8 protein-coding genes are annotated in these 12,776 nt (G+C 69.1%); 7 read left to right on the plus strand and 1 reads right to left on the minus strand.

Going from position 1 to position 12,776, the window contains the following annotated elements:
• Positions 1–41: 41 nt before the first annotated feature.
• The 3 genes from MRB58_RS21465 (at position 42) to xylA (ending at position 3,489) form a co-directional block, all read left to right on the plus strand.
• Complete coding sequence (locus tag MRB58_RS21465) at positions 42–1,340, plus strand: sugar ABC transporter permease (RefSeq protein ID WP_244779118.1); 1,299 nt, start codon at positions 42–44, stop codon at positions 1,338–1,340.
• Positions 1,341–1,354: 14 nt separating this feature from the next.
• The gene (locus MRB58_RS21470; protein WP_244779119.1) at positions 1,355–2,122 is read left to right on the plus strand and encodes an ATP-binding cassette domain-containing protein; all 768 of its coding nucleotides are present in this window, start codon (positions 1,355–1,357) and stop codon (positions 2,120–2,122) included.
• A 74-nt stretch (positions 2,123–2,196) separates the two neighbouring features.
• Positions 2,197–3,489 carry a xylose isomerase gene (xylA, locus tag MRB58_RS21475; RefSeq protein WP_244779120.1) on the plus strand — a complete coding sequence of 431 codons (1,293 nt, stop codon included), beginning with the start codon at positions 2,197–2,199 and terminating at the stop codon, positions 3,487–3,489.
• Between the two features lie 42 nt (positions 3,490–3,531).
• On the opposite strand, the gene MRB58_RS21480 is transcribed toward xylA, so the two are convergent.
• Entirely contained in the window at positions 3,532–8,247 is a 4,716-nt protein-coding gene (locus MRB58_RS21480; protein ID WP_305853212.1) for a Calx-beta domain-containing protein, read from the minus strand.
• Positions 8,248–8,543: 296 nt separating this feature from the next.
• On the opposite strand from MRB58_RS21480, the gene MRB58_RS21490 reads away from it, so the two are divergent.
• From MRB58_RS21490 to MRB58_RS21505, 4 genes are all read left to right on the plus strand, one after another.
• Entirely contained in the window at positions 8,544–9,368 is an 825-nt protein-coding gene (locus tag MRB58_RS21490) for a phosphogluconate dehydrogenase C-terminal domain-containing protein (RefSeq protein WP_244779121.1), read from the plus strand.
• Positions 9,369–9,469: 101 nt separating this feature from the next.
• On the plus strand, positions 9,470–10,411 hold the full coding sequence (locus MRB58_RS21495) for a D-ribose ABC transporter substrate-binding protein (RefSeq protein ID WP_244779122.1): 942 nt from the start codon (positions 9,470–9,472) through the stop codon (positions 10,409–10,411).
• Between the two features lie 147 nt (positions 10,412–10,558).
• On the plus strand, positions 10,559–11,212 hold the full coding sequence (locus tag MRB58_RS21500; protein ID WP_244779123.1) for a DUF2291 family protein: 654 nt from the start codon (positions 10,559–10,561) through the stop codon (positions 11,210–11,212).
• The gene (locus MRB58_RS21505) at positions 11,209–12,771 is read left to right on the plus strand and encodes a sugar ABC transporter ATP-binding protein (RefSeq protein ID WP_244779124.1); all 1,563 of its coding nucleotides are present in this window, start codon (positions 11,209–11,211) and stop codon (positions 12,769–12,771) included. Before MRB58_RS21500 ends, MRB58_RS21505 begins: the two co-directional genes overlap by 4 nt.
• The last annotated feature ends 5 nt before the right edge of the window (positions 12,772–12,776 follow it).

A 12,776-nucleotide genomic window follows, 5' to 3' on the forward strand; every position in this document is an offset into this window, starting at 1 on the left:
GGCGGCGCAGGCCGTTCCGCTCTCCTCTTCAGAAGCGACGTATGACCGACACAGCGACCAGCGCGCCGACCGAGCGCCCCCGCCGCGGCATCTTCCGAGCGCTGGAGGTCGACCTGCGCCTCCTCGGTATGATCGGCGCCTTCGTCGTCCTGTGCGTCGCCTTCGACCTGCTCACCGGCGGGCGTTTTCTCACCCCGCGCAACATCTTCAACCTGACGATCCAGACCGTTTCGGTGGCCATCATGGCGACCGGCATGGTGTTCGTCATCGTCACCCGCAACATCGACCTGTCGGTCGGCTCGTTGCTCGCCACCTGCTCGGCGATCATGGCGATGACGCAGACGTGGGTGCTGCCGGATCTCCTCGGGTTCGGCTTCGGCAATCCGGCGACGTGGGTCGTCACCATCCTCGTCGGCATCGCCGCCGGCACCGCGATCGGCGCCTTCCAGGGATGGCTGATCGGCTATCTGACGATCCCGGCCTTCATCGTCACGCTGGGCGGGTTGCTCGTGTGGCGCAACGTCGCCTGGTATCTCACCAGCGGGCAGACGATCGGCCCGCTCGACGACACCTACCGCATGTTCGGCGGCATCACCGGTACCATCGGCGTCGACGCGTCGTGGATCGTGGCGGCGGTCGCCTCGGTGGCGGCGGTGGCGATCCTCTTCAACGCCCGGCGATCCAAGGTGGCGCACGGGTTTCCGGTCAAGCCGATCTGGGCCGAGGTCCTGATGATGCTGATCGCGGTCGGCGCGATTTTCGGCTTCGTCGCAATGCTGAACGCCTACGAGATCCCGGCGGGCGCCGTCCGCCGCATGTTCCGCGAGCGGGGCGAGGAGGTGCCGGAGGGCTTCGTCGCCGCCTACGGCCTGCCGATCTCGGTGCTCCTGCTCCTCGCGATCGCCGTCGTCATGACCGTTGTCGCGCGCCGCACGCGGCTCGGCCGTTACATCTTCGCCACCGGCGGCAACCCGGACGCGGCGGAGCTGTCGGGCATCAACACGCGCCTTCTCACGGTGAAGGTCTTCGCGCTGATGGGCGCATTGTGCGCGATCTCGGCGGTCGTCGCCTCGGCCCGCCTGTCGTTCCACTCCAACGACATCGGCACGCTGGACGAGCTGCGCGTGATCGCGGCGGCGGTCATCGGCGGCACCGCGCTGTCGGGCGGCGTCGGCACCATCTACGGCGCGATCCTCGGCGCGCTCATCATGCAGTCGTTGCAATCGGGCATGGCGATGGTGGGCGTCGACGCGCCGTTCCAGAACATCGTCGTCGGCACCGTCCTGGTGCTCGCGGTGCTGATCGACATCATCTACCGCCGCCGGCTGGGCGTGAAGTGAGGGGGAGCGACCCGATGACCACCCGCACCGATACGCCGCTCGTCGAAATGGACACGATTTGCCTCGCCTTCGGCGGCGTCCACGCCGTGGACCACGTGTCGCTGAAGCTGTGGCCGGGCGAAGTGCTCGGCCTCCTGGGCCACAACGGCGCCGGCAAGTCGACCCTCATCAAGATCCTGTCCGGGGCCTACCGGATGGATTCGGGCACCATCCAGATCGAGGGCAAGAAGGTCGACATCGAGAGCCCGCGCGACGCGCGGCGCTACAACATCGAGACGATCTACCAGACGCTCGCTCTCGCCGACAACCTCGACGCGACCGCCAACCTCTTCCTCGGGCGCGAGATCGTCACGCCGCTCGGCTTCATCGACGACGCCAAGATGGAGGCCGAGACGCGTAAGATCATGGCGCGCCTCAATCCCAACTTCCAACGCCTGTCGGAGCCTGTCGCGGCGCTTTCGGGCGGGCAGCGCCAGTCGGTCGCCATCGCCCGCGCGGTCTATTTCAACGCCAAGATCCTCATCATGGACGAGCCGACTGCGGCGCTCGGCGTGCACGAGACGCAGATGGTGGCGGAGCTGATCGAGGAGCTGAAGAAGCAGGGCCTCGGCATCATCCTCATCAGCCACGACACGCGCGAGATGATGAGCCTGTGCGACCGCGTGTCCGTCATGAAGAACGGCAAGGTCGTCGGCACCGAGCGGGTCGAGGACGTCACCGAGGACGACATCCTGTCGATGATCATCCTGGGCAAGAACCCGCGCGAGGCGGCCGCCGCCTGACCCCGCGCCCGCCCGGCCGACGGCGGGCACCCAATCCCGCGGCCTTTGCCGCACCACGCTTGAAGAGCGAACCCATGTCGTATTTCGAGGGCATCGCGCCCGTCCACTACGCCGGCCCCGAGGGCGACGGCGACCTCGCGTTCCGCCACTATGACCCGACCGAGGTCGTCGGCGGCAAGACGCTGGAGGCGCACCTGCGCTTCGCGGTCGCCTACTGGCACTCGTTCGCCTGGCCGGGCGGCGACCCCTTCGGCGGGCAGACCTTCGACCGGCCCTGGTTCGGCGACACGATGGACCACGCCCGCGCCAAGGCGGACGCCGCGTTCGACCTCTTCGCGATCCTCGGCGTCCCCTTCTTCTGCTTCCACGACGCGGACGTGCGGCCGGAGGGGGCGAACTTCGCCGAGTCGAAGCGCAACCTCGACGAGATGGTCGACGTCTTTGCCGCCAAGATGGAGCGCGCGAAGGTGAAGCTCCTGTGGGGCACGGCGAACCTCTTCTCCCACCGCCGCTTCATGTCGGGCGCGGCCACCAACCCGGACCCAGAGGTGTTCGCCTACGCCGCGGCGACCATCAAGGCCTGCATGGACGCCACCCATAGGCTCGGCGGGCAGAACTACGTGCTGTGGGGCGGGCGCGAGGGCTACGAGACGCTCCTCAACACCGACCTCGGCCGCGAACTCGACAACATGGGCCGGATGCTGTCGCTGGTGGTCGACTACAAGCACAAGATCGGCTTCGAGGGGCAGATCCTCGTCGAGCCGAAGCCGCAGGAGCCGACCAAGCACCAGTACGACTACGACGTCGCCACCTGCTACGGCTTCCTGAAGAGATACGGCCTCGAGAACGAGGTGAAGCTCAACATCGAGCAGGGCCACGCGATCCTCGCCGGCCATTCGTTCGAGCACGAGCTCGCCATGGCGCGCACGCTCGGCGTCCTCGGCTCGATCGACATGAACCGCAACGACTACCAGTCCGGCTGGGACACCGACCAGTTCCCCAACAACGTGCCGGAGGTGGCGCTCGCCTACTACGAGGTGTTGAAGGCGGGCGGCTTCACGACCGGCGGCACCAACTTCGACGCCAAGCTGCGGCGCCAGTCGCTGGACGCGAAGGATCTCGTCGCCGCCCATGTCGGTGCGATGGACGTGTGTGCGCGCGGGCTGAAGGCGGCGGCCGCGATGCTGGAAGACGGCGGCCTGGAGACCGCTCGCGCCGCACGCTACGCCGGATGGGACGACACCGGCGACCTGCTCGAGGGCGGCCTCGGCGGGATCGCCGCGCGCGTCGTCGACCGGGGGATCGAGCCGCAGCCCCGCTCCGGCCGGCAGGAGATCCTGGAGAACTATGTCAACCGGTTCGTCTGAGCCCGCGCGGGCGGGGCGGCCCGGTGCGTGACCTCGCCGCGGTCAGGCGAGGATCACGTCGCTGACGGCGAATTCGGTCGTCATCCCGTCGGCGACGAAGCCGAACTTCGCCTCGCCCTCGGCCGGAATGCTGGCGCTCACGCCGATGTTCGAGATGGTGTAGACGTTCCCGACCTGGGACACGATCTGGGCATTCCAGATGTCGCGGATCGTGGCGTCCAGCGTCAGTTCGACGGTCCAGCCGCGCGCGCCCGTGGACGTCTCGTTCAGGATGAACACGTCGCCGACATAACCCCCGTTCCAAGCCTGGCGCACGCTGCCCTCGGAGTGGAAGCCGTCACCGTTCTCGTCGACCCGCGTCTCTTGCTGGGGCGATGCGGCGGGCACGTCGTCGTCGTCGGTGATGGTGATCACCGACCGGCTCGCCGGCAGCGGCGCCCCGCCGGGGTCCGTCAGGAAGACGAAGAAGTCCTCGTCCCCTTCGTCCAGCGTGTCGCGGACGACCTCCACCTCCACCGTCGCGCTCGTGGCGCCGGGGGCGAAGGTGACGATGCCGCCGTCTGGAATGTAGTCGACTCCCGCGACGGCGGTTCCGTCCGCCGTCGCCCAATATACCGTGACCGCCTGCGCGGAAGGCTCGGCCAGGGTCACCTCGACCTGCACCGGGGTGGTCGACAGGCCGTCCGCCCCGCCAGCGGGGATGAGGTCGCCGAGGACGGGGGCGATCGCGTCGAGCTTGTCCTCGTTCACCGTGATCCAGTCGGATGTCAGGATGCCGCCGATCGCATGGGAGTTGGAGTTCCAGGCCCAGTAGGTGAAGCTCAACCCGTTGTCGGCGAGGTAGGGGATCATCTCGCTGAGCCAGAGGGCGTCCTTGGCCTGATCCAGCGCGAAGCCGAACTCGCCGACGAGGACGGGCGCGATGTCCTGCTGGGCGATGTAACCGAAGTTCTCGTCCCAGATCGCCTCCAGGTTGGCGGGGTAGGCGGGGTCCGAGAACCAGCTCTGCTGGACGAGCGAGTTGGGGTAGACGTGCGCCGAGTAGACCAGCTTGTCGCTCGCGTCGAGGCGCACCGGCGCGTCGGCGACGCCGGTCAGGTTGCCCCCCCACCAGTATGATCCGCCGATGCCCTCCACCACGACGAGGACCTCGGGATTGATCGCGTGCACCGCCTCGATGGCGCTCTCGGCGCCCAGCCGCCAGTCGGTCGCGGGGTCGCCGGTGCCCCAGGTGGCGGCGTGCGGCTCATTGGAGAGGTCGAAGGCGGCGACGGTGGGGTCGTCCTTGTAGCGCTCGGCGAGCATCTCCCAATCGTCGATCCAATCCTGCTGGGTGTAGCCTTCGCCGTACCAGAGGCCGTTCGCCGAGGCGCTGTCGCCGGCCGCGTTGCGGTGATTGTCGAGGATGATGCGCAGCCCGATTTCGCCGGCATAGGCGATGATCGCGTCGATCACCTCCGGCGCGTCGAGGCCCTCCAACTCGGGGTTGACGGAGTAGTCGATGGTCTGCGGCGTCGCCCCCTCGCGCAGCGTATCGTTCGAGAAGGGCAGGCGGATCGAGTTGAAGCCCACCGCCTTCATCTGGTCCAGGACATCGGTGTAGTGGCGCGTGTCGAGGCCGTCGGGGGCCATGCGCGCGGTCTCGGCGCCGTACCAGTTGACCCCGGTGAACGTGACGACGTTTCCGGCGCTGTCGACGATGTCCGACCCGCTGGTGGAGAGCCAGCCCGAGGCGATCGGGTCGCCTTCCTGCACGGCGACGGCGGGGGCGATGGAGGGCGTCGGCGGCTCGGCGGCGACGTCGTTCGCCGCGATCGTCACGGTCGCCGTGTCGTCGGCGAGGCGGAGCCCGTTCGCCTCCGAGAGGGTGACGGTGAAGCTCTCGTCCGCCTCGGCGATCGTGTCGTCGGTGATCGCGATGGCGACGGTGGCGCTCGTCTCGCCGGCGGCGAAGGTGAGGGTGCCGGCCGCCCCGGTGAAATCGTCCGCCCCGGCCGTGCCGGCGGCGGTCGCGTAGGATACGCTGGTCGCGACGGTGGTCGGCTCGCCGAGCGTCACCGTGAGCCGCGCGGTGCCGGCATCCTCGTCAACGGTGAGGTCGGCAATGGAGACCTCCGGTACGATCGGCGGGTCGTTGGCGGCGATGGTCACCGTTGCGGTGCCGTCGTCGATGGTCAGGCCGTCCGCGTCGGAGAGGACGACGCTGAATGTCTCGTCGCCCTCGGTCTCGGTATCGTCCGCGATGGCGATGGTGATGGTCCCCGCGGTCACGCCGGCCGCGAACGCCAGGACGCCCGACGCGGCGGTATAGTCCGAGCGGCCGGCGGTGCCGGGCGCCGTCGCGTAGGTGAGGCTGGTGGCGACGGTGGTGGGCTCGCTCAGCGTCACCGCGAGCGTCACCTTGCCGGCGTCTTCGTCGACCGCGGCGTCGGTGATGAAGACATGCGGCACGACGGGCGGATCGTTGGCTTGGATGGTCACCGCGGCGGTGCCGCCCTCGATGGTCAGGCCGTCCGCGCCGGAGAGGGCGACGGTGAACGTCTCGTCGCCCTCGGTGGCGGTATCGTCGACGATGTCGATGGCGAGCGTCGCGGTCGTCTCGCCCGCGGCGAAGGTCAGCGTCCCGCTCCGTGCGACGAAGTCGGCCGCGCTCGCGCTCCCGGCGACCGTCGCAAAGTCCACGCTCGTGGCGACGCTGGTCGGCTCGCTGAGCGTCACGGTGAGCAGCGCGACGCCGGCGTCCTCGTCGACGGTGACGTCGGCGATGGAGACCTGCGGGACGACCGGGGGGTCGTTGGCTTCGATGGTCACGGTGGCGGTGCCGTCCGCGATGGTGAGGCCGGTGGCGCCGGAGAGGGCGACGGTGAACGTCTCGTCGTCCTCGGTGGCGGTGTCGTCGGTGATGGAGAGGGTGATCGTGGCCGAGGTCTCGCCGGGGGCGAAGGCGAGCGTGCCGGCGGCGGCGGTGAAGTCGCCCGCGCCGGCGGTGCCGGGGGTCGAGGCGTAGGCGACGCTGGTCGCGACGGTGGTCGGCTCGCTCAGCGTCACGGTGAGGACCGCGGTGCCGGCGTCCTCGTCGACGGTGACGTCGGCGATGGAGACCTGCGGGACGACCGGGGGGTCGTTGGCTTCGGTGGTCACGGTGGCGGTGCCGTCCGTGATGGTGAGGCCGGTGGCGCCGGAGAGGGCGACGGTGAACGTCTCGTCGTCCTCGGTGGCGGTGTCGTCGGTGATGGCGAGGGTGATCGTGGCCGAGGTCTCGCCGGGGGCGAAGGCGAGCGTGCCGGCGGCAGCGGTGAAGTCGCCCGCCCCGGCGGTGCCGGGTGTCGAGGCGTAGGCGACACTGGTCGCGACGGTGGTGGGCTCGCTCAGCGTCACGGTGAGGACCGCGGTGCCGGCGTCCTCGTCGACCGTGACGTCGGCGATGGAGACCTGCGGGACGACCGGGGGGGCGTCGGCGGTGTCCCGTGTGTCCTGCGAGGGGGCGGCGATCGTGATGGCGGTGGTCGGACCGTCGACCACGAGGCCGAATTGGGCGGAGGCGCCGGGGGCGGCGCGGGCGCTGCTGTCGATACTCGTGATGACGTAGGTGCCGCCCGACTGCGAGACGATCCGCGCGTTCCAGATCTCGCGGATCGTGCCGTCCACCGTCACCTCGACGGTCCAACCGTCGACCGGCTCGGTCGTCCCGTTGTGCACGGAGGCGTCGGCGATGTAGCCGCCGGTCCAGGACTCGCGCAGGCCGATCTCGGCGGTGATGCCGGCGGGTGTGACGGCGGGCGCGGTGTCGTCGTCGGTGATCGTCAGCGAGGCGGCGGGATCGGCGAGGGTGAGGCCGACGGCGCCGGAAAGCGTGACGGTGACGGCTTCGTCCCCCTCGACGAGGCCGTCGTCGAGGATGGTGACGGCGACGGTCGCGGTGGTCTCCCCCGGCGCGAAGGTCAGCGTGCCGGTGGCGGCGGCGAAGTCGGCCGCACCGGCGGTGCCCGGCGTGGCCGTATAGGTGACGCTGGTCGCCGCGGTGGTCGGCTCGCTCAGCGTGACGGTGAGCCGCGCGATGCCGGCGGTCTCGTCGACGGTCAGGTCGGCGATCGACACCGAGGGCACCACCACCGGATCGCTGGGGGCGATCGTCACCGCGGCGGAACCGTCGGCGATGGTCAGGCCGACCGCGTCGGACAGGATCACCGCGAACGATTCGGCGCCCTCGGCCGACGCGTCGTCGAGGATGTCGACCGTGAGGGTGGCGTGTGTCGCTCCGGCGGCGAAAGTCGCGGTGCCGGAGGTCGCGACGAAGTCCGCGGCGCCGGCCGTGCCGGGGGCGGTCGCGTAGGCGACGCTGGTCGCGGTGGTGGCCGCGCGGTCGAGGGTGAGGCTCAGCGTCGCGGTGCCGCTCTCTTCGTCGACCGTGACGTCGGCGATGGAGACCTGCGGGACGACCGGGGGCGGAGGCGGCGCGGTCCCTGCGCCGGTCGTGACCGCGACGACTTCCCCGCCGGCGCCGTTGTGGGCGGAGATGAAGCCGATGCTGGCCGCCCCACCCGGCGGGACGGCGCCATTCCAGGACAGATTTTCAATGACATAGAGATCGCCCGTCTGCGAGACGATCCGCGCACCCCAGATGTAGGTGATCGGCGCGGTGGACTGGATGGTGATCTGCCACCCGTCGGTCGCGGTGAGATCTTGGTTCTCGACCGAGATCGCACCCTGAAATCCGGAACCCCACGCGTTTACAACCGAGTAAGCGACGTCGATCACGAAGATATCCTTGTCGTTCAACCTGGAGTGCTACTCGACACAACCCCGAGTCCGCATTGCATTAGAGCGCATCCGCAATTGCGGCGAAAGTCTGGTTAATGAGCGTTTAACGTGCCGAAATGTGGCGACAGAATCAACAGCAGAGACAGTATATTGCGCGACAAGTTGAACTCTGCACGGCATGGGGGAACAGCGGTTGTGCCTAAGGGGTGAGCACAACCTGCGTCGCGACAGTTGATACCAGTTGACAAGGTGATGAGCGCGAGCGAGCTTCCCCTCAATCAGGGAGGACTAGAATGAAGATCGCACTCCTCGGCGCCGGCGGAAAAATGGGGGTCAGGCTCGCCAACAACCTCGTCGGGTCCGACTATGAGGTCGCCTATGTCGAGGTTTCGGACGTCGGCCGGAAGCGCCTGAAAGACGCCATCGGCGCAGACTGCGTCGACCTCGACACCGCGATCGCCGGGGCCGGGGCCGTCGTGCTGGCGGTTCCCGACACGCTGATCGGCAAGGTCGCCGGGCCGCTGGTCCCCAAGCTCGACCCCGGCACCATCGTCATCGCGCTCGACGCTGCGGCGCCGCACGCCGGCCACCTGCCGGAGCGCGCGGACATCACCTACTTCGTCACCCACCCGTGCCACCCGCCGATCTTCGGCGACGAGCCGGATCTTGCCGCGTTGCAGGATCATTTCGGCGGAATCGCGGCCAAGCAGTCCATCGTCAATGCATTGATGCAGGGGCCGGAGGAGCACTACGCGCTCGGCGAGGGGATCGCCAAGACGATCTGGAAGCCGATCCTGCGCTCGCATCGCGTCACGGTGGAGCAGATGGCGCTCCTGGAGCCGGGCCTGTCGGAGACCGTCGCCGCGACGCTGCTGTTGGCCATGCGCCAGGCGATGGACGAAGTCGTCGCCCGCGGGGTCGACAAGGAGGCCGCGCGCGATTTCCTCCTCGGCCACATGAACGTCCTCGGTGCGGTGATCTTCGAGGAGGTCGAGGGTGTGTTCTCCGACGCCTGCAACAAGGCCATCGAGAACGCGATGCCCGTCCTGATGCAGCCGGACTGGAAGAGGGTCTTCGAGCCGGACGAAATCATGGAGAGCATCCGGCGCATCACCTGAGGATGCGCAGTGGGACGGGAGTGAGACCCGTCCCGACCAGGTCCGACCGGCGGCACCCATAAGCTGCCGGCGCAACAACGAAAATTTCGAGGGAGAGACCCATGCGTTTGACGACTAAGCTTCTTTCGGCGGCGTTCGCGGCGGCCGCTGCCATCGCGCTGCCCGCCACCGCCTCGGCCGACGGCATCATGGCCATCATCACGCCGAGCCACGACAACCCCTTCTTCAAGGCCGAGGCCGAAGGCGCCGCCTCCAAGGCCGAGGAGCTGGGCTACGAGCCGCTCGTCCTCGTCCACGACGACGACCCCAACAAGCAGAACCAGCTCTTCGATACCGCGATCGCCCGCGGCGCGGTCGCCATCATCCTCGACAACGCGGGGGCCGACGCCTCGGTCGCGCCGGTGAAGAAGGCCAAGGAGGCGGGGATCCCGTCCTTCCTGATCGATCGGGAGATCAACGAGAGCGGCATCGCCATCTCGCAGATCGTCTCCAACAACTACCAGGGTGCGCAGCTCGGCGGTGAGGAGTTCGTGCGGCTGATGGGCGAGGCGGGCAAGTACGCCGAACTCGTCGGCAAGGAGAGCGACACCAACGCGGGCATCCGCTCCGCCGGCTACCACGACGTGATCGACCAGTACCCGGACCTCGAGATGGTCGCGCAGGAATCGGCCAACTGGAGCCAGCCGGAAGCCTTCCAGAAGATGCAGACGATCCTGCAGGCGCATCCGGAGATCAAGGGCGTCATTTCCGGCAACGACACCATGGCGATGGGCGCCTGGGCCGCGTTGCAGCAGGCCGGGCGCGACGACGTCATCGTCGTCGGCTTCGACGGGTCGAACGACGTGCGCGACTCGATCCGCGACGGCGGTATCAAGGCGACCGTGCTGCAGCCGGCCTACCGGCAGGCGGAGATGGCCGTCGAGCAGGCCGACGCCTACCTGAAGAACGGCGAGACCGGGCAGCCGGAAAAGCAGCTCATGGACCTCGTCCTCATCACCGACGAGAACGCCGACAAGCTGGAGACCTTCGCCCTCGGCGACTGACCGCGGCGGCCCGCCCCGCGGCGGGCCTCCACCGGCGAGCGCGGCCCGGTGCCCGGCCGCACCGTCGCCGACGCCCCCGCCACCCGCCTCACGCGCCGGGCGCGCGGGGGCACGACACCGTCCCGATGACTGCCGAGAGGACACGCGATGAACCGATGCGTGCGAAGCCTCAGTCTCGCGCTGCTGCTGGCGGCCGGGCTCGGGGGCTGCAAGTTCGTGGAGACCTCGGAGCTGGTGGCGGCGGCCGAGGCCGCCAAGGCGGCCAAGGCCAGGCCGCAGACGTCGGCCGGCGAATGGACCGGCCGGGTGCTGCCCCACATGCGCCAGACGGCCGTGCCGATCGCCACCCTCGCCGCCGCCCTCGCCGGCGACGGGCCGGAGGGAGCGGGGATGCGATACGGCCACCGCGAGGGCGGCGAGGGGACGCCGTTCAGCTACGTCGTCCGCGTCGAAGGCACGATCGTCGAGGCCAACACCCAGTCGCGCGCTGCGACCGCCGGCGTCGACACCGACGGCGACGGGGCGGCCGACGCCACGCTCCAGCTCGGCCCCGTCATCCGCGGCACCGCGATCCGCGACGTGCTGCCCTTCGTCTCGTTCACCGACTTCGAGAACCAGATCGAGTTCGCGCGCATCGGCAAGGCGCTCAACCAGGAGGCTTACGACACCGTCCTCGAACGGCTGCCGCGCGAGGCGCTGGTGGGGGCGAGCGTCACCGCGATCGGCGCCGTCACCGTACGCAAGGCGGACGAGACGCTGCTGGTGACCCCGGTCGAGATCACCATCGAGGCCGCATCGTGAGCGGTGCACCGGCCACCAAGACGGGCGACGTCGTCGTCTCCGTGCGCGGGGCGTCGAAGGTCTACCCCGGCACCCGCGCGCTCGACGCCGTCGACTTCGACGTCCGCCGCGGCATGGTCAACGTCCTCGTCGGCGAGAACGGGGCGGGGAAATCCACCTTGATGAAGATCATCGCCGGGGTGGAACGTCCGACCGAGGGGGAGGTGCTGGTCGACGGCGCGCCGGTCCGCTTCGAGAGCCCCGCGGACGCCGCGCGCCACGGTATCGGCATCGTCTTCCAGGAGCTGAACCTCTTCCCCAACATGTCGATCGCCGAGAACATCTTCATCGGCCGCGAGGTGACGCGCGGCGGGATCGACATCGACGCCCGCCGCCAGCGGGAGACGGCGCGCGCGCTGATGGCCCGCCTGGAGCACGACAACCCGCCCGACACGCCGGTCGCGGACCTGCGCATCGGCGAGCAGCAGATCGTCGAGATCGCCAAGGTCCTCTCCCAGGACGCGCGCGTCATCATCATGGACGAGCCGACGTCGGCGCTGTCGGCGGCGGAGGTGGAGATCCTCTTTCGCGTCATCGGCGAGCTGAAGGCCGCCGGCACCGCCATCGTCTACATCTCGCACCGCCTCGAGGAGCTGGTGCGGGTCGGCGACTGGATCACGGTGCTGCGCGACGGCAAGGTGACGGGCAGCCAGCCGATGTCCGACGTCGACGTCGATTGGATCGTGCGCGCGATGATCGGCGCCCGCTCCAAGGACTTCGCCAAGGAGGTCGCGCACGACTACGGCGCAACCGTCCTCGCGGTGAGCGACGTGTCGCTGCCGCGGCGGGGCGGGGGCTTCAAGGTCGACCACGTCTCGCTGTCGCTCAAGGAGGGCGAGATCGTCGGCATCTACGGCCTCATGGGCGCCGGGCGTTCGGAGTTGTTCGACTGCATCATCGGCCGCGAGCGGGCGGCCACCGGCTCGGTCGTGCTGGCCGGCCGGGAGATCTCCGGCCGCTCGATCCACGGCCGGATCGAGGCCGGAATCGCCCTCATTCCCGAAGATCGCAAGGCCGAGGGGCTGGTGCAGATCCTCCCCGTCTCGGAAAACATGAGCCTTTCCAGCCTCTCCCGGTTCGTGCGCCTCTTCCACCTCGACGTCGGTGCCGAGCGGCGCACCATCGCCGACTACGTCAAGCGCCTGGCGGTGAAGGTGGCGGACGTCGCCAATCCGGTCTCCTCGTTGTCGGGTGGCAACCAGCAGAAGGTCGTCATCGGCAAGGCGCTCATGACCGGCCCCAAAGTGCTCCTCATGGACGAGCCCTCGCGCGGGATCGACATCGGCGCCAAGGCCGAGGTCTTCCGCGTCATGCGCGAGCTGGCGGCCGAGGGGCTCGGCATCCTCTTCGTCACCTCCGACCTGCAGGAAGTCATGGAGCTGTCGGACCGGATCATCGTCATGTCCAACGGCCGCATCACCGGCGAGCTTGCGATCGACGCGGCGGACGAGGCCACCATCGTGCGCCTCTCGTCGGTCGGCCATGGCCCCCACCACGCATTCGAGGAGACCGCCGCGTGACCACA

Origin of the sequence: Acuticoccus sp. I52.16.1 (assembly GCF_022865125.1) — a bacterium.
Classification (GTDB): Bacteria; Pseudomonadota; Alphaproteobacteria; order Rhizobiales; family Amorphaceae; genus Acuticoccus.

Coding starts and splice junctions, on each gene's coding strand:
- xylA (WP_244779120.1), top strand. CDS start 2,197: ATGTCGTATTTCGAGGGCATCGCGCCCGTCCACTACGCCGGCCCCGAG.
- MRB58_RS21465 (WP_244779118.1), top strand. CDS start 42: ATGACCGACACAGCGACCAGCGCGCCGACCGAGCGCCCCCGCCGCGGC.
- MRB58_RS21500 (WP_244779123.1), top strand. CDS start 10,559: ATGAACCGATGCGTGCGAAGCCTCAGTCTCGCGCTGCTGCTGGCGGCC.
- MRB58_RS21470 (WP_244779119.1), top strand. CDS start 1,355: ATGACCACCCGCACCGATACGCCGCTCGTCGAAATGGACACGATTTGC.
- MRB58_RS21490 (WP_244779121.1), top strand. CDS start 8,544: ATGAAGATCGCACTCCTCGGCGCCGGCGGAAAAATGGGGGTCAGGCTC.
- MRB58_RS21495 (WP_244779122.1), top strand. CDS start 9,470: ATGCGTTTGACGACTAAGCTTCTTTCGGCGGCGTTCGCGGCGGCCGCT.